The following is a 25017-nucleotide window of genomic DNA, read 5'->3' on the forward strand; positions in this document are numbered from 1 at the left end:
GCTGTAACGGCAGGCGTTTTATCCACGAGCCATCCCCCGCCATTTTAACTGCTTATTTCTCATACAAATCATCTGTGGATAAACATAGACAAATCCAGTGATCTTCCTATAGTTATCCCAATAATAACTTATTCACTCGCGATGGCCTGTGTATAACCATTAATTTTGATCCCAGCTAATCCTCATGGTGATCCAATCATGATCACACGATATGATCTAAAAAAGATCCATGATCTTATTGATCATTTTTCGCTTATCCACAGGTGAGTAGGATCCTAATAATAGATCCAGTAAAAGATCCTATATAAAGATCTTTATATATATTTAGTCTTCACTTCGATCCGCGCTAAGAGAGAAAACAATTTTCACTCACTGATAAAGAAGGTAGAATACCGCTCTTTTATTTTCTCGATTGAATCCTTTGAATACCTGAGGTCGGTTCATGCTTTATCACGAAAACTTTGACGTCATTGTTGTCGGTGGCGGACACGCAGGAACGGAAGCCGCACTCGCATCAGCTCGCACAGGGCAAAAAACCCTGTTGCTGACTCACAATATTGATACTTTGGGGCAGATGTCTTGTAACCCTGCTATTGGGGGTATCGGTAAAGGTCATCTGGTGAAAGAAGTGGATGCGATGGGTGGTTTGATGGCTGAGGCTATCGATCACGCAGGTATTCAATTTCGCACCCTAAATGCCTCAAAAGGGCCGGCGGTACGAGCAACGCGTGCACAAGCAGACCGTGCTTTATACAAAGCCTATGTGCGTCATGCATTGGAAAATACACCTAATCTGACCTTGTTCCAGCAAGCTGCCGATGATCTGATGGTGGAAAACGATCGTGTCTGCGGTGTGGTTACCCAGATGGGGCTCAAATTCCGCGCTAAAGCGGTGGTATTGACCGTTGGCACCTTCCTCGGGGGCAAGATCCACATTGGTCTGGAGAATTTCTCGGGTGGCCGAGCTGGCGATCCTCCGTCGATCGCCTTGGCGGATCGTTTACGCGAGCTGCCTTTCCGTGTCGATCGTTTAAAAACCGGTACTCCGCCACGCATCGATGCGCGCAGTGTCGATTTTTCACAGCTCGAGGTGCAACACGGCGACAACCCGACGCCCGTGTTCTCTTTCATGGGCAATCGTACGCAGCACCCACGTCAGATCCCGTGTTTTATTACCCACACTAACGAACAGACGCATGATGTGATCCGCAATAACCTTGATCGCAGCCCCATGTACGCTGGCGTGATTGAAGGGATCGGCCCTCGTTACTGCCCGTCGATCGAAGATAAGGTGATGCGTTTTGCTGACAAGAACAGTCATCAGATTTTTATCGAGCCTGAAGGTTTAACCACCACGGAACTGTATCCAAATGGCATCTCGACCAGTCTGCCGTTTGATGTTCAAGTACAAATTGTCCGCTCAATGAAAGGGTTTGAGAACGCCCAAATCGTTCGTCCGGGCTACGCTATCGAATACGATTTCTTTGATCCGCGAGACCTCAAACAGACGTACGAAACCAAATTTATTCAAGGCTTGTTCTTTGCAGGCCAGATCAACGGCACCACTGGCTACGAAGAAGCGGCGGCGCAAGGTTTGATGGCAGGTCTCAATGCTAGCCTGTTTAGCCAAGAGAAAGAGGGCTGGAGCCCACGTCGCGATCAAGCCTATATGGGCGTGCTAATCGACGATCTCTCAACCATGGGCACCAAAGAGCCGTACCGCATGTTTACCTCCCGAGCGGAATATCGTCTGCTGCTGCGTGAAGACAATGCAGATCTGCGTTTGACCGAGAAAGCGCGTGAACTTGGCCTGATTAGCGATGTGCGTTGGGCTCGTTTTAACCAGAAAATGGAAAACATGCAGTTGGAGCGTCAGCGCCTCAAAGAGACGTGGATGAACCCGAACTCGTCAGGTGTGGAGCAGCTCAATGCACTGCTCAAAACGCCCATGTCGCGCGAAGCGAGCGGTGAAGATCTGCTACGTCGCCCAGAAATGAGTTACGACCTACTGACTTCCTTACCTGCGTTTGCCCCTGCCATGGATGACCGTGAAGCGGCAGAACAGGTTGAAATCCAAGTGAAATACGAAGGCTACATTCAGCGTCAGCAGGATGAAGTAGAAAAATCATTGCGTTACGAGCACACCAAGTTGCCGAGCGATCTGGATTACAAAGAAGTCAAAGGGTTGTCAAACGAAGTGGTGCTCAAGCTCAATAATGCCAAACCTGAAACCATTGGCATCGCCTCGCGTATTTCGGGCATCACCCCTGCTGCGATTTCGATCTTGCTGGTGCATTTGAAGAAGATCGGCATGTTGAAAGTGGGAGAAGAGCAGCTATGAGTGCACTGCGCGCCAAGCTTGATGCCTTGATCGCTCAAACGTCGTTAGAGGTGTCAGATAAACAGCGTCAGCAACTTGTCGGTTACGTTGAGTTGCTGCATAAATGGAACAAAGCTTACAACTTAACCTCAGTGCGCGATCCGCTTGAGATGCTAGTGAAACATATTCTTGATAGCATCGTGGTGTCGCCTCATCTGCGTGGCGAACGTTTTATTGATGTTGGAACCGGGCCAGGGCTGCCCGGGATACCGCTGGCCATCATGAATCCCGACAAAAGCTTCTTTTTGCTTGATAGCCTTGGCAAACGCATCCGCTTTTTGAAGCAAGTGGTGCATGAGCTTGGTATTCATAATGTGACCCCGGTGCAAAGTCGCGTCGAAGCGTTTCAACCAGACGAAAATTTTGATGGTGTTCTAAGTCGTGCATTTGCTTCAATGACAGACATGGTGGAGTGGTGTCATCATCTGCCGAAAACCGATCACGGTGTTTTCCTCGCACTGAAGGGACAACACCCGAAAGATGAAATTGATCAGCTTCCTGACTGGTGCAGTGTGACAGAGATCATATCTTTGACAGTTCCCGAGTTAGAAGGTGATCGCCATCTTGTAATCTTATCGCGTAAGGAATAATAGCGAGGTCATCGTGGGTAAAATCGTAGCCATTGCCAATCAGAAAGGCGGAGTCGGAAAAACGACTACCTGTGTGAATTTAGCGGCCTCTATGGCTGCCACCAAACGCAAAGTTCTGGTTATCGACCTCGATCCGCAAGGAAACGCTACGATGGCCAGTGGCGTCGACAAGTACATGGTGGATGCCACTGCCTACGAATTGTTGGTGGAAGATACGCCGTTTGATCAGGTGGTTTGCACCACCACCACTGGCAAATATGACCTGATTGCAGCCAACGGTGATGTTACCGCCGCTGAAATAAAACTGATGGAAGTGTTTGCTCGCGAAGTGCGTTTAAAGAACGCCTTAGCCGCAGTTCGTGATAACTATGATTTCATCTTTATTGATTGTCCTCCTTCTTTAAACCTTCTTACAATCAATGCCATGGCCGCGGCGGATTCCGTTTTAGTGCCAATGCAATGTGAATATTTTGCATTAGAAGGTTTAACTGCGCTTATGGATACCATTAGTAAGTTGGCTGCGGTGGTGAATGAGAACCTCAAAATTGAGGGGTTACTGCGTACTATGTACGACCCGCGCAACCGCCTTTCCAATGAAGTCTCCGATCAACTGAAAAAGCATTTCGGTAGCAAGGTATATCGCACGGTGATCCCACGTAATGTGCGGCTGGCTGAAGCGCCAAGCCACGGGAAACCAGCAATGTACTACGACAAACACTCAGCAGGCTCAAAAGCGTATCTTGCGCTCGCTGGCGAAATGCTGCGTCGAGAAGAAATCCCAGTTTAACCTTAACCGAAGGAATTCGTCCCCATGACTAAGCGTGGTCTAGGAAAAGGACTGGATGCTCTGCTGTCCACCAGTTCATTAGCTCGTGAAAAACAACAAATCGCCACCTACAGCCAAAGTTTGTCGGCCGAAGGTGAATTGACCGATATTGCTGTGGGTCACCTGCAACCCGGGATTTACCAGCCACGTAAAGACATGTCTCCACAAGCGTTGGAAGAACTGGCAGCCTCCATTCAATCACAAGGCATTATTCAGCCGATTGTGGTGCGTGCGCTCAATGATGGCCATTTCGAAATTATTGCTGGCGAGCGCCGTTGGCGTGCGGCTAAGCAGGCAGGGTTAAAACGCGTGCCTTGTCTGGTGAAAAATGTTGAAGATCGCGCAGCGATCGCCATGGCATTGATCGAAAATATTCAGCGTGAAGATCTCAATGCGATCGAAGAAGCTCAGGCATTAGAACGGCTGCAAGATGAGTTTGCACTTACGCATCAGCAAGTGGCGGATGTGATTGGTAAATCGCGAACCACAGTGAGCAATCTGCTCAGATTGAATAGTCTTGAGCCTGAAGTGAAACAATTTGTCTCGCAGAAGCTACTGGAAATGGGCCATGCCAGAGCCTTGTTGGCCTTGGAAGGTGAGCAGCAAGTTGAAGTGGCTCAGCAGGTCGCCAGTAAGTTGTTGACCGTACGCCAGACCGAACAATTAGTGAAAAAGTGTTTAACACCTAAGGTTGAGCAAGAATTGCCATCAAAGGATGAAGAAACACAACAAATGTCACAAAAATTGAGTCAACTGTTGGGTGCTAAGGTTTCTATTGTGAGATCCATGAACGGCAAAGCAAAATTGACAATTAGTCTTGATGAGCCTCACAAATTAGAGCAACTAATTGCCAAGCTAGAAAGCTAAATGAGATAATTGATTTAGATCAATTATGCAAAAAATCATTTTTTGTACGAAAGTTGTCGGTTTGTAAACAAAACTGTAAGTTTTTGCTGCGTTTTAATTGCAATCGGTTGGACTCACCGTATAATTTTCGCCAATTTCCCTCACCCCTAAAAAGACAAGGTGATATGGGAGTTACTAGAGGTACGAATACATGGTAGCTGCGTTAGCCAGGCCAGGACGAGAGCTTGCAAAGCAATTGTTATTGATCGAGGCTGGCGCGGTTATTTTGCTGGCAGCAGGAATGGCGGTGGCTGTTAATGCTGAATGGGGGTTTTCATCGCTAATAGGCGGTAGCATTTTTGTTGCGGCTAATGCGGTGTTTTCTGTTTGTGCGTTCCTGTTTGTGGGGGCTAGGGCGGCGAAATACGTTGCCATTTCCTTTTACACAGGTGAAGCGCTGAAGATCCTCATTACAGTAGCGCTATTTTCTGTGGCCTACATGTATATGCAGGTGGAACTTGTTCCCCTGAAACTAACCTATTTGCTGGTTCTCGGTATTAATATCTTTGCGCCAGCGCTATTCATTAACAACAAAAAATAGGATGAGTTATGGCTGCGCCAGGTGAAGCGCTAACAGCTTCCGGTTACATCACTCACCACCTTACCAACCTTTCAACTTACAAGTTGGGGCTGGTGGCGGAAGAGACGAGTTTCTGGAACGTACATATCGATAGTCTGTTTTTTTCGTGGTTTACAGGTCTAATTTTCCTCGGAATTTTTTACTCTGTGGCGCGTAAAACAACAGCCGGTGTACCAGGTAAGCTTCAGTGTGCTGTAGAAATGGTTGTAGAATTTGTCGCCACAAACGTCAAAGACACATTCCATGGACGCAACCCGCTGATTGCACCTCTAGCACTGACTATCTTTTGTTGGGTATTCTTTATGAACTTGATGGACCTTGTGCCTATCGACTTCCTACCATACCCGGCAGAGCATTGGCTCGGTATCCCTTATTTGAAAGTGGTTCCGTCGGCTGATGTGAATATCACCATGGCTATGGCACTAGGCGTTTTTGCTCTGATGATTTACTACAGCATCAAAGTGAAAGGTCTGGGCGGGTTTGCCAAAGAACTGGCTTTACACCCATTCAACCACTGGACAATGATCCCATTCAACCTACTAATCGAAGTGGTATCGCTACTGGCGAAACCTCTCTCTCTTGGTATGCGTCTGTTTGGTAACATGTTCGCGGGTGAGGTTGTATTCATTCTTTGTGCGGCAATGCTACCATGGTATCTACAATGGATGGGCTCACTACCATGGGCGATCTTCCATATTCTGGTAATCCTGATTCAGTCATTCGTGTTCATGATGTTAACGATTGTTTATATGTCAATGGCCCACGAAGACAGTGATCATTAATTTTGTTTATTCTTATTAGACTTTTAGTTAATCGCTATAATTGGAGATAGTAATGGAAACTGTACTAAGCTTTTCTGCAATCGCAGTAGCAATCATCGTTGGCCTGTGTGCTCTAGGCACTGCGGTAGGCTTCGCTGTTCTAGGTGGTAAATTCCTAGAAGGTGCTGCTCGTCAACCAGAAATGGCGCCTATGCTTCAAGTTAAGATGTTCATCATCGCAGGTCTACTTGATGCGGTTCCAATGATCGGTATCGTAATCGCACTTCTATTCACGTTCGCAAACCCATTCGTAGGTCAACTAGCTGGTTAATCATCGGTTTTGAACGACAAGCGTCAGCTTGTCTTTGATTAACACTAACTCGAATAGAGGGGTAGCTGTTGTGAATATTAACGCAACTCTGCTAGGTCAAGCGATTTCGTTTGCACTGTTTGTTTGGTTCTGTATGAAATACGTATGGCCACCAATCATGCAAGCGATTGAAGAGCGTCAGAAGAAAATTGCTGACGGTCTGCAAGCAGCGGAACGTGCTGCGAAAGACTTAGATCTAGCGCAAGCTAATGCTTCTTCTCAAATGAAAGAAGCAAAGCGCACAGCAACTGAGATCATCGATCAGGCCAACAAACGTAAAGCACAGATTATTGATGAAGCTCGCGAGGATGCACAGGCAGAACGCCGTAAGATCCTTGCGCAAGCGGAAGCGGAAATTGAAGCTGAGCGTAATCGTGCCCGCGATGAACTGCGCAAACAAGTTGCAACTCTGGCTGTCGCTGGCGCAGAGAAAATCCTTGAGCGTTCAATCGATAAAGATGCGCACAAAGATATTCTCGATAACATTACTGCAAAACTTTAAGTTTGGGGGCGCTTATGTCTGATTTGACTACAATCGCACGCCCCTATGCTAAAGCAGCATTCGACTTTGCCGTAGAAAAAAAACAACTAGACCAATGGGGTCAAATGTTGTCTTTCGCTGCGGAAGTTGCCAAGAACGAACAAATTAGTGAACTGTTGTCCGGTTCAATGTCAGCGGATAAGTTGACTGAGCTATTTGTAGCGATTTGCGGCGAACAAGTGGATGAACATGGCCAAAACCTTTTGAAGGTGATGGCTGAGAATGGCCGATTGAAGGCCCTTCCTGATGTTTGCAAACAGTTCTTTGTTCTGAAAAAAGAGCATGAGAAAGAGATTGATGTAGAAGTCATTTCTGCAACAGAACTTTCTGATGAACAAGTGGCAAATATCAGCAGCAAACTTGAGCAGCGTCTTGAACGCAAAGTGAAGCTGAATTGCAGTATAGATGAGGCCCTACTTGGTGGGGTGATTATTCGAGCCGGAGACTTAGTCATCGATAACTCAGCACGTGGTCGTTTGAACCGCCTGAGCGATGCATTGCAGTCTTAATGGGGATTGGAGCATGCAACTTAATTCCACGGAAATCAGCGATCTAATCAAACAGCGTATTGAATCGTTCAACGTTGTTAGTGAAGCTCGTAATGAAGGTACTATCGTATCGGTAAGCGATGGTATCATTCGCATTCACGGCCTAGCGGACGTGATGCAAGGTGAAATGATTGAATTACCGGGTGGCCGTTATGCACTAGCACTTAACCTTGAGCGTGACTCGGTTGGTGCGGTAGTTATGGGCCCATATGCTGACCTTAAGGAAGGCATGAAAGTAACAGGTACTGGCCGCATTCTTGAAGTGCCAGTAGGTCCAGAACTGCTTGGTCGCGTAGTGAACACACTGGGTGAGCCAATTGACGGTAAAGGTCCAATTGAAGCCAAATTGACTTCTCCTGTTGAAGTGATTGCACCGGGTGTAATCGACCGTCAATCGGTTGATCAGCCTGTACAAACTGGTTATAAGTCCGTTGACTCCATGATCCCAATCGGTCGTGGTCAGCGTGAACTTATCATCGGTGACCGTCAAACTGGTAAAACAGCCATGGCGATCGATGCAATCATCAACCAGAAAAATTCTGGTATCTTCTCTATCTACGTCGCGATTGGTCAGAAAGCTTCTACCATCGCTAACGTAGTACGTAAACTGGAAGAGCACGGTGCTCTGAAAAACACCATTGTTGTGGTTGCTTCAGCGTCTGAATCTGCTGCACTGCAATACCTAGCGCCATACGCAGGTTGTGCAATGGGTGAATACTTCCGTGATCGTGGTGAAGATGCGCTGATTGTTTATGATGATCTTTCTAAGCAAGCTGTTGCTTACCGTCAGATCTCTCTACTTCTCAAGCGCCCACCAGGCCGTGAAGCATTCCCAGGTGACGTATTCTATCTCCACTCTCGTCTACTAGAGCGTGCTGCTCGTGTAAACGCAGACTACGTAGAGCGTTTTACTAACGGTGAAGTGAAAGGTAAGACCGGTTCTCTGACTGCTCTTCCGATCATCGAAACTCAAGCTGGTGACGTTTCTGCATTCGTACCGACTAACGTAATCTCGATTACTGACGGTCAGATCTTCCTGCAAACTGAACTGTTCAACGCGGGTGTTCGCCCAGCGGTTGACCCAGGTATTTCAGTATCTCGTGTAGGTGGTTCTGCTCAGACGAAAATCATCAAGAAGCTATCAGGTGGTATTCGTACCGCGCTAGCGGCTTACCGTGAATTGGCGGCGTTCGCTCAGTTCTCTTCGGATCTTGATGAAGCGACTAAGAGACAGTTGAACCACGGTCAAAAAGTAACTGAACTGATGAAGCAGAAGCAATATGCTCCGATGTCAGTTTTTGACCAAGCGTTAACTATCTTTGCGGCAGAGCGCGGCTATCTAAGTGATGTGGCACTGAACAAAGTGCTGGATTTCGAAGCGGCTCTACTATCGTATGCTCGCGGTCAATACGCTGAACTAGCAGCGCAGATCGACAAGACGGGTGCTTACAACGATGAAATCGAAGCTCAGTTCAAGAAACTGGTTGACGATTTTAAAGCAACCCAAACTTGGTAATAGGTCGGTGGCAGTGGCTGCCACCAACTAATGGAGAGTAACGATGGCCGGCGCAAAAGAGATACGTAGTAAAATCGGTAGTGTTAAAAGCACTCAGAAGATTACGAAAGCGATGGAAATGGTAGCAGCTTCAAAAATGCGTCGTTCTCAAGACGCCATGGAAGCTTCTCGTCCATACGCGGAAACAATGCGTAAAGTGATCGGTCATGTGGCAAACGCCAGTCTAGAATATCGTCATCCGTATCTAGAAGAGCGTGAAGCCAAGCGTGTTGGTTACATCATCGTTTCCACCGACCGCGGTCTGTGTGGCGGCTTGAACATTAACGTGTTTAAAAAAGCCCTCACTGACATGCAAGCGTGGAAAGAGAAAGGTGCTGAGGTCGAACTGGCTCTGGTTGGTTCGAAAGCAACGGCTTTCTTTAAGAACAGCGGCGCTAAAGTAGCGGCTCAGGTATCTGGTTTGGGCGATAGTCCGAGCCTTGAAGACCTGATCGGCTCAGTCAGCGTCATGTTGAAGAAATATGATGAAGGTGAACTGGACCGTTTGTTTGTGGTATCGAACAAATTCGTTAACACCATGGTTCAGCAACCAACGATCGATCAATTGCTACCTTTGCCTAAATCGGACAGCGAAGAGATGCAGCGTCAGCACTCATGGGACTACATCTATGAGCCTGAACCAAAACCTCTGCTTGATGCCCTGTTGGTGCGTTACGTAGAGTCTCAGGTTTACCAAGGTGTGGTTGAGAACCTTGCTTGTGAGCAAGCGGCTCGAATGATTGCGATGAAGGCTGCAACCGATAACGCGACTAACCTGATTGAAGATTTGGAACTTGTGTACAACAAAGCCCGTCAGGCGGCGATCACACAAGAACTGTCGGAAATCGTTGGTGGTGCAGCGGCGGTTTAAGCTTAGGTTAAACGAAACAGTTTAGAGGATTAACGATGGCTACAGGTAAGATCGTACAGATCATCGGTGCGGTAGTCGACGTAGAGTTCCCACAGAGCGCAGTACCAAGCGTATATGATGCTCTTAACGTTAAGGACTCAAAAGAGCGTCTCGTTCTTGAAGTTCAGCAACAGCTAGGCGGTGGCGTAGTTCGTTGTATCGTGATGGGTAGCTCTGATGGTTTACGTCGTGGAGTAGAAGTGGTAAATACTGGCGCTCCAATTTCAGTGCCAGTAGGTACTAAGACCCTAGGTCGTATCATGAACGTGCTTGGTGATGCGATCGACGAGCGTGGTGAAATCGGTGCAGAAGAGCTGTACTCAATTCACCGCCCAGCGCCTAGCTATGAAGAGCAGTCAAACGCGACTGAACTTCTAGAAACGGGCGTAAAAGTAATCGACCTAATCTGTCCATTCGCTAAGGGTGGTAAGATCGGTCTATTTGGTGGTGCAGGTGTAGGTAAGACCGTTAATATGATGGAACTTATCAACAACATCGCACTGCAACACTCAGGTCTGTCTGTATTTGCTGGTGTTGGTGAGCGTACTCGTGAGGGTAACGACTTCTACCACGAAATGCAGGAAGCGGGCGTTGTAAACATCGAGAAACCAGAAGAATCGAAAGTAGCGATGGTTTACGGTCAGATGAACGAGCCACCGGGCAACCGTCTGCGCGTTGCGCTGACTGGTTTGACAATGGCAGAGCGTTTCCGTGACGAAGGTCGTGACGTTCTACTGTTCGTTGACAACATCTACCGTTACACGCTGGCTGGTACAGAAGTATCTGCACTGCTAGGTCGTATGCCATCTGCGGTAGGTTACCAGCCAACGCTAGCAGAAGAGATGGGCGTACTGCAGGAGCGTATCACGTCAACCAAACAAGGTTCTATCACCTCTGTACAAGCGGTATACGTACCTGCGGATGACTTGACTGACCCGTCTCCAGCAACCACGTTCGCGCACTTGGATGCAACGGTTGTACTTAACCGTAACATCGCAGCGATGGGTCTGTACCCAGCGATCGACCCACTAGATTCGACTTCTCGTCAGCTAGATCCACTGGTTGTTGGTCAAGATCACTACGACACAGCGCGTGGTGTTCAGCAGACACTTCAGCGCTATAAAGAGCTGAAAGACATCATCGCGATCCTAGGTATGGATGAACTGTCTGAATCGGACAAGCAAGTGGTTGCACGTGCTCGTAAGATTGAGCGTTTCCTAACTCAGCCTTACCACGTAGCGGAAGTATTTACAGGTGACCCAGGTGTTTACGTACCTCTTAAAGAGACTCTACGTGGCTTCAAAGGTCTGCTAGCTGGTGAATACGATGACATTCCAGAGCAAGCGTTTATGTACTGCGGTACGATTGACGATGCTATCGAGAATGCGAAAAAGCTATAAGGCTAACTAGGAGGCGATATGGCAGCAATAACCTTTCATCTGGATGTGGTGAGCGCGGAGAAGAAAATCTTCTCTGGTCGTGTTGAAACCTTTCAGGTGACCGGTAGCGAAGGTGAGCTGGGTATTTTCCACGGCCACACACCGCTGCTGACCGCTATCAAGCCTGGTATGGTGCGTATTGTGAAGCAACACGGCCACGAAGAGTTCATTTATGTCTCTGGTGGTATCGTTGAAGTTCAGCCTGGCACGGCAACCGTGCTGGCTGATACTGCGATTCGTGGTGAAGAGCTAGACGCAGCGAAGGCAGAAGAAGCGAAACGTCGTGCTAAAGAGAACATTCTCAATCAGCATGGCGATATGGACTTCGCACAAGCGGCCAGTGAACTGGCTAAAGCCATTGCTCAGCTTCGTGTAATCGAGCTGACAAAGAAACGTCGTTAATTGTAGCGGTGTTTTAGTAGTGATAAAGGCGGTCATTTGACCGCCTTTTTGCTTATTTTTTATCAGAAATTTTTATCATCAAGTTAACTAATATCAATTAGCTGGGTAAAATAAGCGCCAATATTTTTGTAAAACGTCATAGGTTAGAACAATGAAATTTAGCGCGGTGATTCTCGCGGCGGGTAAAGGTACCCGTATGTATTCCAATATGCCCAAGGTATTGCACACATTGGCAGGTAAGCCGATGGTCAAGCATGTGATAGACACTTGCACAGGCCTTGGCGCACAAAATATTCATCTGGTGTACGGCCATGGCGGTGATCAAATGCAAGCGGCGTTGGCGGATGAGCCGGTAAACTGGGTATTACAGGCTGAGCAGCTAGGGACGGGGCACGCGGTCGATCAAGCATCAGAGCAGTTCCAAGATGACGAAAAAATTCTGGTGTTGTACGGCGATGTACCGCTCATCTCTTCCGAAACGATTGAAAGCTTGTTGGATGCACAGCCCAAAGGCGGTATTGCTCTTTTAACTGTAGTGCTGGATAACCCAACCGGCTATGGCCGTATTGTGCGTAAAAATGGCCCTGTTGTGGCGATCGTTGAGCAGAAAGATGCCAATGAAGAGCAGAAACTGATCAAAGAGATCAACACAGGGGTGATGGTTGCGACAGGAAGCGATTTGAAACGTTGGTTGTCAGGACTCAACTGCAACAACGCTCAAGGTGAATACTATCTGACCGATGTAATTGCGGCGGCGCACGACGAAGGCAATGCGGTGGAAGCGGTGCATCCGGTCAATCCGATTGAAGTGGAAGGCGTGAATGACCGTATTCAACTGGCTCGTCTAGAGCGTGCTTTCCAATCCATGCAGGCGAAAAAACTGCTTGAGCAAGGCGTGATGTTACGTGATCCTACGCGTTTTGATCTACGTGGTGAGCTGCAATGCGGTATGGACTGCGAGATCGATGTGAACGTGATCATCGAAGGTAACGTCTCTTTAGGCGATAACGTAGTGATCGGCGCGGGTTGCGTACTGAAAGACTGTGAAATCGACGACAACACCATCATTCGTCCGTACAGTGTGATTGAAGGTGCGACTGTCGGTGAGCAGTGTACCGTGGGGCCGTTTACCCGTCTTCGCCCTGGTGCGGAAATGCGCAATGATTCGCACGTGGGTAACTTCGTTGAAGTGAAAAATGCGTGCATTGGTGAAGGCTCGAAAGCGAACCATCTGACCTATCTTGGCGATGCGGAAATTGGCCAGCGTACTAACATTGGCGCGGGAACCATCACCTGTAACTACGATGGCGCGAACAAGTTTAAAACCATCATTGGTAATGACGTGTTTGTTGGCTCAGATAGCCAACTGGTGGCTCCAGTGACGATTGCCGATGGCGCAACCATTGGCGCTGGTACCACGTTGACCAAAGATGTTGCTGAAGGTGAGTTAGTGATTACTCGCGTTAAAGAACGTAAGATTGCTGGCTGGCAGCGTCCTGTAAAGCAGAAATAGAAAAATCGCCGCTCAATTGAGCGGCGATTTTTTTGCAGATTTTTTTTGCATTTGCGAAAGGGATTATTCGTCGCTGACTACGCGTGCGTTGTCAGGAGTGGTGAAATGCTTTGACAGTTCACGATTGGATATCACATAACCTATCCATAACCCACCCATACAGAGAATGATCGCGATACCGGTAACCGCTTGCGCTTGGCTGGCAAGCGCTGCAACTAAAGCACTTGACAAGCTGCTGACAGTAATTTGCAAGCTGTTTTGCAAACCCGCCGCGGTCGCTGGGCTCTGCTTGGCGCTGGCAAGTGCACGGTTTACCACGATAGGGTAAAGGGCACCATTCGCCACGGCGATTAAGCAAAACGGCGCTAAGATGGGCCAAATAGACGTTAACTGCCATTGCGATGCGATGAAAATCAGCAGTGCGGCGACGCTAAACAGACCAAGCAGTTGACGCAGTACTTTTTCATCGCCGAATTTGCGCACGCCGACTTTACCTAAGTATCCCCCAAGCATAAACGCGATGGTTTGCGGTACAAAGCTCATGCCGATGTCTTTGGCATCGTAACCGAGCTGAGCCATGATCTCTGGCATGCCAGTGAGGTAAGCAAAGAAAGCGGCAGACGCGGTGGCGAACATCATTACGTTACCTAAGTAGGTTTTTGAGCTGAGCAGATGTTTGATATCCGATTTCACACTGCTTTGCTTTGGCTCATTGGCGACACTCGGCTGTGCCATGGTGGTGGCCACTAAAACTAAGCCCAGCAAGGTTAACGCGACAAAAATACTGTGCCAGCCAAAGTTATCGGCTAACACCACACCGAGCTGAGGAGCTAGCGCAGGAGAAAGCGCCACCAGCGGCATAATGGTGGCAAAAATTTGTTGGCTGCTGCTGGAGTAACGTTTGATCACCATCGCTTGCCAGATAACGGCAGGGGCGCACACGCCAATCGCTTGCACAAATCGCAAGCTTAGCAGTTGCCAAACTTGATCGCTGAACGCCAAACCCAATGAGGCCAGCGTAAACAGAGCAAGGCCAGCTGCTAAGGTATTACGGTGACCAAATTTATCAGAGGCAAGGCCCCAAAGCAGTTGGCCGACTGCCATGCCGACCAAAAAGACCGTCAAAGAGAGCGCGATCTGTTCTGGTCCGGTCATAAAGTCGATTTCCATCGCTTTAAACGCGGGGAGGTACATGTCGGTGGCGACAAAGCCGAGCATTGAAAGGGCTGCAAGATACACAAGCTGCATTTTTGAAATGTTCATAGTTATTCCATTCAATTTTTTTCACTAAAAAGTTTTGTGATCAGTTGGCGCCAACCCTGATTTATATGCTCTATTATTCTATTTTTCGCTTTTGAAAAAATAAAACGCTAAAATTCTTGGTTATTAATCAAATTTTTTGAAGGGTATTCGGGGTGTTTTCTAAATCATCGCTCGAGATGTTAGACGTCGTAGCTCGCCTAGGCAGTTTTACTGCCGCCGCTGAAGTACTGCATAAAGTGCCTTCGGCCATCAGTTATGGTGTTCGCCAAGTGGAGCAAGATCTGGGGGTACTGCTGTTTCGCCGTTTACCGAGAAAAGTAGAACTGACCCCCGCTGGTGAGCTGTTCATTGCGGAAGCGCGAATGTTGCTAAGGCAGATGGAAGAGGTGAAGTCGCAGACGCGGCGCGCGGCGCAAGGCTGGCAATCCACGCTCAAGTTAACGCTGGATAACGTGGTCAAGCTCGATAAGCTCAAGCCTTTGGTTGAGGATTTCTATCGCGAATTCGATTTTGCAGAACTGCAAATCAACATGGAAGTGTTCAACGGCTCTTGGGAAGCGATCGCCCAAGGGCGCGCGGATATCGTCATCGGCGCTACCTCGGCCATCCCAGTCGGCGGTGATTTTGAAGTGCGTGATATGGGCCGTCTCGATTGGGCGTTTGTCATGTCGCCTGCCCATCCTTGCGTGCGTCAGCAAGTGCTCACTGAAGCGTTTGTCAGCCAGTTTCCGGCGATCTGTTTGGACGATACCTCAAGCATGTTGCCTAAGCGCCATACTGGCCATTATCCGCAGCAGCGGCGTTTATTGTTGCCCAACTGGTACAGTGCCATCGAGTGTTTAAAAAATGGCGTCGGGGTGGGGTATATGCCGCGTCATATTGCCATGCCGCTCATCAACGATGGTGTGCTGGTGGAAAAAATATTGCCAGATGATAAGCCACTCAGTCAGTGTTGCTTAGTGTGGCGCAAAGATGACAACCACAAGTTGATTCAGTGGATGGTGGATTACTTGGGGAACTCACATCAACTGCATCAAGATTGGCTGCTGAGTACCAGATAAAATCACGCCCTGGCGAGCAGGGCGTGAAGCTTAAGAAAGGAAGAAGCGGTAAGACGGATTGTCTGTCACATCCTTACACTGATAACCCAGTTCGCGCAAATGGGCGGAAAAACGCGATAAGTCGTTTTCATCCAGCTCAAAACCACACAACACTCGGCCATAATCGGCGCCGTGGTTGCGATAGTTAAACAAGCTGATATTCCAATGCGTGCCCAGTGTGCTGAGGAATTTCAGCAGCGCACCCGGGTACTCGGGAAACTCAAAGCTGTACAAGCGCTCTTTAAGGGGTTTGGAGGGTTTACCGCCAATCATGTAGCGCACGTGCAGCTTGGCCATTTCGTCATCAGAAAGATCCACCACCGGATAGCCACCCTCGCGCAAGTCGCGAATGATGCCATCGAGTTCCTCTTGGCCGTTTTGCAGGCGAACACCGACAAAAATATTGGCCAGCGAGTCATCATTGTAACGGTAGTTAAACTCAGTCACCGCTCGGCCACCGATTAGGTTGCAGAATTCAAAAAAGGCGCCTTTACGTTCGGGAATGGTCACCGCAAGCAAGCCTTCACGTTTCTCACCCAGCTCACAACGCTCAGAGACATAACGCAAACCGTGGAAGTTAGTGTTGGCCCCTGAAAGCACCGTACCGAGATTGCACCCTTTGAGCTTGTGTTTCTCGGCATACTTTTTCAGCCCCGCCAGCGCTAACGCCCCGGAAGGCTCGGCAATCGCGCGGGTGTCTTCAAAAATATCTTTGACCGCCGCGCAGATCTCATCGCTGGAGACGGTGATGTGATCGTCGATGTAGTGTTGGCATAGACGAAAAGTTTCATCGCCAATGCGTTTGACCGCCACGCCATCAGCAAACATGCTGACTTGATCCAGCACCACAGGTTTGCCTGCATCCAACGCAGCTTTGAGGCAGGCGGAATCTTCTGGCTCAACCGCAATGACTTTGATCTCTGGCATCAGTTGCTTGACCAACACCGCCACGCCAGCGGCTAAACCGCCGCCCCCAACAGGGACGAAAATGTGGTCGAGGTGGCCGTTTTGCTGCAGCATCTCCATACCGATGGTGCCTTGCCCGGCAATCACTAAAGGATGATCGAAGGGGGGCACAAAGGTGTAGCCTTTCTCTTGCGAAAGACGCTCAGCTTCTGCTTTGGCTTCATCGAAGTTGCTGCCGTGCAACACCACTTTGCCGCCAAAACCGCGCACCGCGTCGACTTTGATATCCGGCGTCGTGCGAGGCATAACAATGGTAGTTTCAATGCCAAGACGGGTACCAGAGAGTGCCATACCTTGTGCATGGTTGCCCGCTGAGGCAGCAATCACCCCCGCATCCTTCTGCGCTTGCGACAGATTGGCTACCATATTGTAAGCACCACGCAATTTAAACGAATGCACTGGCTGGCGGTCTTCCCGTTTGATCTGCACATTGTTGCCAATGCGCGCCGATAAACGCGGCATCTCTTGCAGTGGGGTGACGGTCGCGACTTCATACACGGGAGCGCGCAATATCTGGCGCAGATAGTCTGCGCCAGTGTATTTGGTTAAGGTCATCGCTTAGCCCTCAAGCTTAGACTTATCTCTTACCGCGCCTTTGTCTGCGCTGGTTGCCATGCTGGCGTAGGCTTTGAGAGCAAACGACACTTCGCGCTGACGAGAAACTGGTTTCCAGCCAAGCGCATCTTGCTCAGCGCGGCGCGCCGCCATCTCTTCATCGGAGACTTCAAGAGAAATAGTACGATTTGGAATGTCGATGGCAATCAAGTCGCCCTGTTTGACCAAGCCGATCGCGCCGCCGTTGGCCGCTTCTGGTGAGGCGTGGCCGATAGAAAGGCCCGATGTACCGCCAGAGAAACGGCCGTCGGTCAGTAGTGCACACGCTTTGCCAAGGCCCATCGATTTCAAATAAGTGGTAGGGTAGAGCATCTCTTGCATGCCTGGGCCGCCTTTCGGTCCTTCGTAGCGAATCACCACCACATCGCCTGCTTTAACTTTGCCACCCAAGATACCTTCCACCGCGTCTTCTTGGCTTTCGAAGACCACCGCAGGGCCGGTGAATTTAAGAATGCTTTCATCCACACCTGCGGTCTTAACGATACAGCCATCCAGCGCAATGTTGCCTTTGAGAACAGCGAGGCCGCCATCTTGGCTAAAGGCGTTTTCTTTGGTGCGAATACAGCCTTGCGCGCGATCGTCATCCAAGGTATCCCAGCGGCAATCTTGCGAGAACGCTTGAGTGGTGCGAATACCCGCAGGGCCTGCGCGGTAGAAGCGTTTCACTTCTTCCGAGTCGGTCAGCATGATGTCGTACTGGGCAAGCTGCTCTTCCCAAGTGAGGCCAAGCACGGTTTTCGATTGATTGTGCAGCAAGCCAGCGCGGTTAAGTTCGCCCAAAATACCGACCACGCCACCAGCGCGGTGCACATCTTCCATGTGGTATTTCTGGGTTGATGGCGCCACTTTACATAAGTGAGGCACCATGCGAGACATGCGATCGATATCGGTCATGTCAAAATCCACCTCACCTTCTTGCGCTGCGGCCAATAGGTGTAAAACGGTGTTGGTGGAACCGCCCATGGCGATGTCTAGTGCCATGGCATTTTCAAACGCATCTTTGGTTGCAATGTTGCGTGGCAGTGCGCTTTCGTCATCCTGTTCGTAGTAACGCTTGGTCAGTTCAACGATGCGACGACCGGCGCTTAAAAATAGCTCTTTACGGTCAGCATGCGTTGCGAGCAAGGAGCCGTTGCCAGGCTGAGAAAGGCCAAGCGCTTCGGTGAGGCAGTTCATCGAGTTGGCGGTGAACATGCCCGAGCAGGATCCACAGGTCGGGCACGCGCTACGTTCGATCTGTTCGCTCTGCTCATCCGAGACTTTAGGATCCGCGCCTTGGATCATAGCATCGACCAGATCCAGCTTGATGATCTGATCCGAAAGCTTGGTTTTGCCCGCTTCCATTGGCCCGCCCGAGACAAAGATCACCGGGATATTAAGGCGCATTGACGCCATCAGCATTCCCGGGGTGATTTTGTCACAGTTGGAGATACACACCATGGCATCGGCGCAGTGCGCGTTGACCATGTACTCCACCGAGTCGGCAATCAGTTCACGAGAAGGCAACGAGTAGAGCATGCCGCCGTGACCCATGGCGATACCGTCGTCCACCGCGATGGTGTTGAATTCTTTGGCGATACCGCCTGCGGCTTCAATCTCTTTGGCAACCAGCTGGCCGAGATCTTTCAGATGCACGTGACCCGGAACAAACTGAGTGAAGGAGTTGACCACGGCAATAATCGGTTTGCCGAAGTCTTCATCTTTGACGCCTGTGGCACGCCATAGTGCGCGTGCACCGGCCATGTTGCGACCATGAGTGGTGGTGGCTGATCTGTATTTAGGCATTGTCTTGTCTCCCTACTTCTTCTCTGGGTACACGTAATCTAACCAGCCCCACTTATCTTCGGTGGTGCCATTGAATAAACCAAAGTACGCTTCTTGCACGGCTTTGGTGATTGGGCCGCGTTTGCCTGCGCCCACTTGGATTTGATCGACGCTACGCACCGGAACCACTTCGGCGGCGGTGCCCGTCATAAACACTTCGTCAGCGAGATAGAGCGCTTCACGGGCGATGTTGGCTTCACGCACTTCATAACCCATCTCACGCGCGAGCGTCATGATGGAGTCACGGGTGATGCCGGGTAAAATCGCGGCCGTCGCTGGTGGGGTGGTGATGACGCCATTTTTGATCACGAAAATGTTTTCACCGGCACCTTCTGAAAGGTAACCATCCACGCTTAACGCAATCCCTTCCGCATAGCCATGACGACGTGCTTCACCACCAACCAGTAGAGAAGAGAGGTAGTTACCGCCCGCTTTCGCGGCGGTCGGAATGGTGTTTGGCGCGGCGCGGTTCCAGCTTGAGACCATGGCATCAACGCCATTTTCCAACGCTTCTTCCCCTAAGTAAGAGCCCCAAGGGAAGGCGGCAATGATCAGATCCATTTCGGTATCGGTTGGAGGACAAACGCCCAAGCCAACGTTGCCAACAAACGCCAGTGGGCGAATGTAGGCGTTATCCAGCTTGTTTTGACGCAGAGTTTCGCGAGTCGCTTCCATGATCTCTTCCACCGAAAAGGGGATTGGGAAGCGGTAAATTTTGGCAGAATCTTTCAGACGCTGCGCATGTTCTTGGTGACGGAAGACAATCGGCCCTTTTGGCGTGTTGTAACAGCGAACCCCTTCAAATACCGAGGTGCCGTAGTGCATGGCGTGAGTCAGAACGTGGACATTCGCTTCTGCCCAGGGAACCATCTTGCCATTAAACCAGATATAATCTGCTGTTTTCGTTGCCATTATTGCCTTCCTTATGCACTTACGTGTTGTTGTAGATTGTTGTTAGGGAGTTCGTCGTTACGAATCTTCATCACCTCAACACTACGAATATCCCACAATTTTTCAATTTGATTGATGAGAAATGAGATAGGGCGATCGCTATCGACGATGATTTCGACACTGGCGACCTTGCTCTCATGGTTTTGCGTTGCAGCGACTTGCTTAATCACAAAGCCGCGGTGGCGGATCACACGGAGAACACGCTCTAACAGGACCGGTTTGTCATCGGCTTTGATGTCTAATAAATAACGTTCCATCAGGGGTTCTCCTAGGTGTTTTCCAACATATCACTGTTTGACGCACCTGGCGGTACCAGCGGCCACACATTTTCTTCTTCATCAATCAATACATGCAGCAAGTAAGACGTTTTGCTTGCCAGCATCTCTTTCAGTGCCGGTTCCACTTCTTCTTTCTTGGTAATGGTTTTACCAGGAATATCAAAGGCTTTTGCCAGCATGACGAAATCTGGGTTGTCGTCGAGGATGGTTTCACTGTGGCGGCCGTCGAAGAACAGTGATTGCCACTGGCGCACCATGCCAAGGCGTTGGTTGTTTAACAACACGATTTTGACTGGGATCTGACGACGCTTCAGCGTGCCCAACTCTTGGATGTTCATCATGATTGAGCCATCACCTGAGATCAGCACCGATTGCGCGTCTGGCCTTGCCACCGCAGCGCCCATCGCTGCGGGCAAGCCAAAACCCATAGTGCCAAGGCCCGCTGAGGTGATGAAGTTTTGTGGCTCGCGTGGCTGAATGTGCTGCGCTGCCCACATCTGGTGTTGGCCTACGTCGGTGGAGACGATGGTGTTATCGGGCATCAAATCCGAGAGCTGTTTGAGTAGCCCCGGTGCGTAAATAAGCTCGCCCGGATGGTCATAGCGCCACTTAAAGCCGCTGCGCAGGCTTTCACAGTGATGAACCCAAGGGGAAATATCACGCGTTAGTTCCAGTTGAGGCAAGATGACATTGATATCGCCGCGCAACGGTGCATTGGCATGACGCAATTTACTGATTTCTGCCGCGTCGATATCGATGTGGATCACTTTGGCGTGAGGAGCGAAGGTCTCCAGTTTGCCCGTCACACGGTCATCAAAACGTGCACCGACGACCAACAAAAGATCCGCTTCTTGCACTACGAGGTTGGCCGCTTTGGTGCCGTGCATGCCGAGCATGCCCAAGTAGTGAGGGTCGTGACGCTCAATGGTGCCAAGGCCCTTTAAGGTGCTAACGGCAGGCATAGGATTAAGGCGCAAAAACTCACGTACCGTGTGGGTCGCTTTGCCAATTTGCACGCCGCCGCCCACATACAGCACTGGGCGAGTGGCTTTATCCAGCAGTTCTTGCGCTTTTGCGATAGCCACAGGAGAAACACTAGGTGGGGCAGGAGGGGTAAATGGAGGTAATAAATCAACCGGTGCGTTGGCCAATTGCACGTCTTTGGCGATATCGACAATCACAGGGCCGGGTCGGCCAGTTTTCGCCACTTCAAACGCTTCAGCCAAAGTAGGCGCTAACTCATGGATATCGGTGACCAGATAGCTGTGCTTAGTACAGGCCAAAGACATGCCGATAACATCCATCTCTTGGAACGCATCGGTGCCGATGTGGGAACTGGCAACCTGACCGGTGATGGCCACTAATGGCACTGAATCAAGAAAGGCATCGGCTAAACCAGTGACAAGGTTGGTGGCTCCGGGGCCCGATGTGGCCATGCACACCGCAACATCTTGCGTGGCTCGCGCCATGCCAATCGCTGCCATCGCCGCACCTTGTTCATGGCGGCATAAAATGTGTTCTACTCCGCCATCGTATAGAGCATCGTAGATTGGCATGATGGCACCACCGGGGTAGCCAAAAACGGTTTTGATGCCCTGTTGTTTTAATGCGGCAACGACTAACTCTGCTCCAGTCATCGTGTGCCCCCTTGGCTACCTTGTGGCTGGTAGCGATTTCCATACTTATTGCACATAGCGTGCGCTCCCATACTTCCCGTCATTTCTGAACTGTAAAATTTATTGTATTCAGTTTAGAACTTCGCCAACCCATGGCTGTAAAAAAACCCCCGGACTTTTCAGTGCGGGGGTCTTTAAAATCTTGTGGTTATTTTGCGCCCATTCTCCCCCGCGCGGTGCTAATCAGGACCACGATAATGAGGATAATCAGAGAGTTAATTTGAGCGGCAAAGTTCATCTGTCTGTCGTTAAATCTGTTATGTAATCATGTACGAAATTGTTTGCGTCACTAGTGGTAACACACAAAACTGCCGTGTGACAAGCAAAAACTCATTCTTTTTTCACATTCTCCTCTTAGCGCTTCAAGCTATATAACTGGTCTGGCTAAAAAACTTTGCTTAATCGCACCTATAAATTAACGAGGACAAAATGGGACTGGCCATCATTCATAGTCGTGCAAGTGTTGGGGTCGAAGCGCCATTGGTGAGTGTGGAAGTCCATATCAGTAACGGTCTGCCCGGATTTACGTTGGTGGGTTTACCGGAAACCACCGTTAAAGAGTCGAAAGATCGCGTGCGCAGCGCGATCGTCAACAGCAATTTTCAGTTTCCCGCGAAACGGATCACGGTCAACTTAGCGCCAGCCGATTTGCCCAAAGAAGGCGGGCGTTTCGACTTACCGATTGCGCTGGGGATCTTGGCGGCATCAGATCAAATCCCTATGCAGCATATCGCATTACATGAATTTATTGGTGAGCTGGCGTTAAGTGGAGAACTGCGCTGCGTAAAAGGGGTACTGCCTGCGGCATTGGCGGCCAATCTGGCCGAACGCCAGTTGGTGGTTCCGCATGCTAATGGCGATCAAGTGGCGCTGGTCAATAAGGAGCGACACCGCTCGGCGCAATCGCTGTTGGAAGTGTGCGCACACCTGTGTGGTCAGCAAAGCTTGATTTTGTATCAAACACCCAAGCAGCCCACTCGCCAAAGCCATGAACGGGATTTGCAAGATATTATCGGCCAGCAGCAGGGTAAACGTGCTTTAGAGATTGCGGCGGCGGGCAACCACAACTTACTGTTCCTTGGCCCGCCAGGCACAGGGAAAACCATGCTCGCGTCACGTTTGCGTGATTTACTGCCGGAAATGAGTACGGAGGAGGCGATGGAAACCGCCTCGGTGGCCTCTCTGATGCAAAGTGACATCACCGAGCATAACTGGAAGCAGCGGCCGTTTCGTGCGCCGCACCACTCCAGTTCAATGGCGGCGTTGGTCGGTGGTGGATCTATTCCTCGGCCGGGCGAAATTTCCCTTGCGCACAATGGTTTACTCTTTCTCGATGAAATGCCTGAGTTTGAACGCAAGGTGCTTGACTCGCTGCGAGAGCCGTTGGAATCGGGTGAAATTATCATCTCTCGGGCGCAAGGCAAAACCCGCTTTCCGGCGCGCTTTCAGTTGGTCGGCGCGCTTAACCCTAGTCCAACCGGCTATTACGAAGGGAACCAAGCCCGTGCTAATCCACAGGCCATTCTGCGTTACCTGAGCCGTTTGTCAGGGCCGCTGCTTGATCGCTTCGATATGTCGCTAGAAATCCCCTCCCTTCCCAAAGGGATGTTGGCGGAGGGCGGGGATCGCGGGGAGCCTACTGCATTGGTAAAACAGCGGGTCAACTTGGCCAGAGAGCGCATGCAGCAGCGCAGTGGCAAAGTGAACGCGCTGTTAGGCAGTCGAGAAATTGAGACCTATTGCCCGCTCACCAAGGAAGATGCGCAATTTTTAGAAACCGCGCTGCATCGACTCGGGCTCTCTATTCGCGCCTATCATCGCATTATCAAAGTGGCGCGCACCATTGCTGATCTGCAAGGCGCTGAGCAGATAACCCGTCCTCATTTGGCCGAAGCGCTGGGCTATCGGGCGATGGATCGGCTGCTCAGGCAATTGACTGCACAAGCGGTCTAAAAACGGTAGTTGACCCCGACAGAAAGTAGCACATCTTGCGCATCGTAAAAGGCAATGTTCGAGTTGGTTTGGTTGTAGCCAACGAGCGTGATGAACGACCATTGAGGTTGCATGAACAGGTTCTGATATTCATAAGCCAAAAACAGGCTCAATTGCTGATCTTCGCGCGTTTTAGCAAAGAGCTGGCTGCTGGCTTGGTAATCTTGCAAGCGGTAACCGGCGGTTAGAGCTAAGCGGTGACGATCCATGATGTTAAACCAGCTTAGATCGGCGGCATAGGAGTCATAAGAGGCCGCTTTGCCATCCGCATCGTGCTGGATGTAGGTAAAGGCAGGCAGTAAGAAACTGGTTGGGCGCAGCATATACCGATAATCCACCTTGACGTAATAACTCTTGCTATCTCGACGTAAACTGGCATCGCTTACACTATCTTTCTCTATCTCTTTGCTTGCATAAGCAAAATCGGCGCTGAGGTTACCGTCGGCGAGATTTTCCAATTTAAAGCGATACGCCATGCCATCTTCATCGGTGGTTTGGCGCCGAGTATTGAGCGCATAAGGATCTTGCCACGTTTCGCCTGACATTATGGTTGGTAGGAGCGAAACATCAAGCACGATACCCGACGGCAGTTGGTGCCTATAACCCAGTTGTAGCGCCAGCGTGCCGACCGCAACATCTTCGCGAGTGGTACCCAGATAGACTTGATGTTCCAACCCTTGACCGAAGGTGTAGGCGAGGTTGCCCAGAATACCAATCAGCGCTTGGCTTTCGCTTGAAGAGGGGGCGCGATAATCGCTGATGCTGGCCTCTGCTTCGGTATTGAAGTTGGATTCACTGGCGCTGTAACCGGTGATGAGTGACAACTCCCCGCTGTAGCCTTGGCTATCCGCTAGCCCTGCCTGTGCTGACTGAGTGGCAACGCCGATGAGGGTTGCCAAAATGAGTTTTCGCATGGTTTATCCTTATGGTTTGCTGTGTTCGCGGATGAAGGCGCACATTAATTGGTGAAAACTACTCGGACCATTTTTTCACGTGTTCCAAACTGACCTTGGAACAGTATAATCACATGC

General features: G+C 50.0%; 23 protein-coding genes. 16 read left to right on the forward strand and 7 right to left on the reverse strand.

Annotated features, from left to right (window positions below; translation table 11 throughout):
• Nucleotides 1-442 precede the first annotated feature (442 nt).
• From mnmG to glmU, 14 genes are all read left to right on the forward strand, one after another.
• Nucleotides 443-2341, forward strand: coding sequence for a tRNA uridine-5-carboxymethylaminomethyl(34) synthesis enzyme MnmG (gene mnmG, locus EA26_RS00695; protein WP_039422358.1), 1899 nt, complete (start codon nucleotides 443-445; stop codon nucleotides 2339-2341).
• Nucleotides 2338-2970: a 16S rRNA (guanine(527)-N(7))-methyltransferase RsmG gene (gene rsmG, locus EA26_RS00700; protein WP_039422360.1), complete on the forward strand. Its 633-nt coding sequence runs from the start codon at nucleotides 2338-2340 to the stop codon at nucleotides 2968-2970. The genes mnmG and rsmG overlap by 4 nt, the downstream gene beginning before the upstream one ends.
• 13 nt (nucleotides 2971-2983) lie before the next feature.
• Nucleotides 2984-3757, forward strand: a complete 774-nt coding sequence (locus EA26_RS00705; RefSeq protein WP_039422363.1) for a ParA family protein — start codon at nucleotides 2984-2986, stop codon at nucleotides 3755-3757.
• Between the two features lie 24 nt (nucleotides 3758-3781).
• Nucleotides 3782-4663: a ParB/RepB/Spo0J family partition protein gene (locus tag EA26_RS00710; RefSeq protein ID WP_039422366.1), complete on the forward strand. Its 882-nt coding sequence runs from the start codon at nucleotides 3782-3784 to the stop codon at nucleotides 4661-4663.
• Between the two features lie 190 nt (nucleotides 4664-4853).
• On the forward strand, nucleotides 4854-5243 hold the full coding sequence (locus EA26_RS00715) for a F0F1 ATP synthase subunit I (protein WP_039422368.1): 390 nt from the start codon (nucleotides 4854-4856) through the stop codon (nucleotides 5241-5243).
• A gap of 8 nt (nucleotides 5244-5251) precedes the next feature.
• Nucleotides 5252-6064: a F0F1 ATP synthase subunit A gene (gene atpB, locus EA26_RS00720; RefSeq protein ID WP_039422370.1), complete on the forward strand. Its 813-nt coding sequence runs from the start codon at nucleotides 5252-5254 to the stop codon at nucleotides 6062-6064.
• 52 nt (nucleotides 6065-6116) lie between these two features.
• On the forward strand, nucleotides 6117-6374 hold the full coding sequence (atpE, locus tag EA26_RS00725) for a F0F1 ATP synthase subunit C (RefSeq protein WP_011079050.1): 258 nt from the start codon (nucleotides 6117-6119) through the stop codon (nucleotides 6372-6374).
• Between the two features lie 70 nt (nucleotides 6375-6444).
• A complete protein-coding gene (gene atpF, locus EA26_RS00730) occupies nucleotides 6445-6915 on the forward strand; it encodes a F0F1 ATP synthase subunit B (protein WP_039422373.1) in 471 nt (156 codons plus the stop codon).
• Between the two features lie 14 nt (nucleotides 6916-6929).
• Nucleotides 6930-7463: a F0F1 ATP synthase subunit delta gene (gene atpH, locus EA26_RS00735; RefSeq protein WP_039422375.1), complete on the forward strand. Its 534-nt coding sequence runs from the start codon at nucleotides 6930-6932 to the stop codon at nucleotides 7461-7463.
• A gap of 13 nt (nucleotides 7464-7476) precedes the next feature.
• A complete protein-coding gene (atpA, locus tag EA26_RS00740; RefSeq protein ID WP_039422379.1) occupies nucleotides 7477-9018 on the forward strand; it encodes a F0F1 ATP synthase subunit alpha in 1542 nt (513 codons plus the stop codon).
• Nucleotides 9019-9061: 43 nt separating this feature from the next.
• Entirely contained in the window at nucleotides 9062-9928 is an 867-nt protein-coding gene (gene atpG, locus EA26_RS00745; protein WP_039422383.1) for a F0F1 ATP synthase subunit gamma, read from the forward strand.
• A gap of 35 nt (nucleotides 9929-9963) precedes the next feature.
• Nucleotides 9964-11367: a F0F1 ATP synthase subunit beta gene (atpD, locus tag EA26_RS00750; protein ID WP_039422384.1), complete on the forward strand. Its 1404-nt coding sequence runs from the start codon at nucleotides 9964-9966 to the stop codon at nucleotides 11365-11367.
• A gap of 18 nt (nucleotides 11368-11385) precedes the next feature.
• On the forward strand, nucleotides 11386-11808 hold the full coding sequence (locus EA26_RS00755; protein WP_039422386.1) for a F0F1 ATP synthase subunit epsilon: 423 nt from the start codon (nucleotides 11386-11388) through the stop codon (nucleotides 11806-11808).
• A 151-nt stretch (nucleotides 11809-11959) separates the two neighbouring features.
• Nucleotides 11960-13321: a bifunctional UDP-N-acetylglucosamine diphosphorylase/glucosamine-1-phosphate N-acetyltransferase GlmU gene (glmU, locus tag EA26_RS00760; protein ID WP_039422389.1), complete on the forward strand. Its 1362-nt coding sequence runs from the start codon at nucleotides 11960-11962 to the stop codon at nucleotides 13319-13321.
• Nucleotides 13322-13384: 63 nt separating this feature from the next.
• On the opposite strand, the gene punC is transcribed toward glmU, so the two are convergent.
• The gene (punC, locus tag EA26_RS00765; protein WP_039422393.1) at nucleotides 13385-14584 is read right to left on the reverse strand and encodes a purine nucleoside transporter PunC; all 1200 of its coding nucleotides are present in this window, start codon (nucleotides 14582-14584) and stop codon (nucleotides 13385-13387) included.
• Nucleotides 14585-14736: 152 nt separating this feature from the next.
• Between punC and punR the strand changes: the two genes are divergently transcribed.
• A complete protein-coding gene (gene punR / locus EA26_RS00770; protein ID WP_039422395.1) occupies nucleotides 14737-15645 on the forward strand; it encodes a DNA-binding transcriptional activator PunR in 909 nt (302 codons plus the stop codon).
• A 30-nt stretch (nucleotides 15646-15675) separates the two neighbouring features.
• Here the strand turns inward: punR and ilvA are convergent, their stop codons facing one another.
• Genes ilvA through ilvG form a run of 5 tightly spaced genes read right to left on the reverse strand, consistent with a single transcriptional unit; the run spans nucleotide 15676 to nucleotide 21955 of the window.
• Complete coding sequence (ilvA, locus tag EA26_RS00775; RefSeq protein WP_039422398.1) at nucleotides 15676-17205, reverse strand: threonine ammonia-lyase, biosynthetic; 1530 nt, start codon at nucleotides 17203-17205, stop codon at nucleotides 15676-15678.
• A gap of 3 nt (nucleotides 17206-17208) precedes the next feature.
• Nucleotides 17209-19050: a dihydroxy-acid dehydratase gene (ilvD, locus tag EA26_RS00780; protein WP_039422402.1), complete on the reverse strand. Its 1842-nt coding sequence runs from the start codon at nucleotides 19048-19050 to the stop codon at nucleotides 17209-17211.
• Nucleotides 19051-19062: 12 nt separating this feature from the next.
• The gene (ilvE, locus tag EA26_RS00785; protein ID WP_011079064.1) at nucleotides 19063-20001 is read right to left on the reverse strand and encodes a branched-chain-amino-acid transaminase; all 939 of its coding nucleotides are present in this window, start codon (nucleotides 19999-20001) and stop codon (nucleotides 19063-19065) included.
• Nucleotides 20002-20012: 11 nt separating this feature from the next.
• A complete protein-coding gene (gene ilvM, locus EA26_RS00790; RefSeq protein ID WP_039422406.1) occupies nucleotides 20013-20297 on the reverse strand; it encodes an acetolactate synthase 2 small subunit in 285 nt (94 codons plus the stop codon).
• An 11-nt stretch (nucleotides 20298-20308) separates the two neighbouring features.
• Nucleotides 20309-21955 carry an acetolactate synthase 2 catalytic subunit gene (gene ilvG / locus EA26_RS00795; protein WP_039422409.1) on the reverse strand — a complete coding sequence of 549 codons (1647 nt, stop codon included), beginning with the start codon at nucleotides 21953-21955 and terminating at the stop codon, nucleotides 20309-20311.
• A gap of 468 nt (nucleotides 21956-22423) precedes the next feature.
• Here ilvG and EA26_RS00800 point away from each other — a divergent pair, with 468 nt between their 5' ends.
• A complete protein-coding gene (locus EA26_RS00800; RefSeq protein ID WP_039422412.1) occupies nucleotides 22424-23947 on the forward strand; it encodes a YifB family Mg chelatase-like AAA ATPase in 1524 nt (507 codons plus the stop codon).
• Here the strand turns inward: EA26_RS00800 and EA26_RS00805 are convergent.
• Nucleotides 23944-24900 (reverse strand): DUF2860 domain-containing protein, encoded by a 957-nt coding sequence (locus EA26_RS00805; RefSeq protein WP_039422415.1) that lies wholly within the window; start codon nucleotides 24898-24900, stop codon nucleotides 23944-23946. The two genes, EA26_RS00800 and EA26_RS00805, sit on opposite strands and share 4 nt — an antisense overlap.
• Between the last annotated feature and the right edge of the window lie 117 nt (nucleotides 24901-25017).

The organism is Vibrio navarrensis, assembly GCF_000764325.1.
GTDB lineage: Bacteria > Pseudomonadota > Gammaproteobacteria > Enterobacterales > Vibrionaceae > Vibrio > Vibrio navarrensis.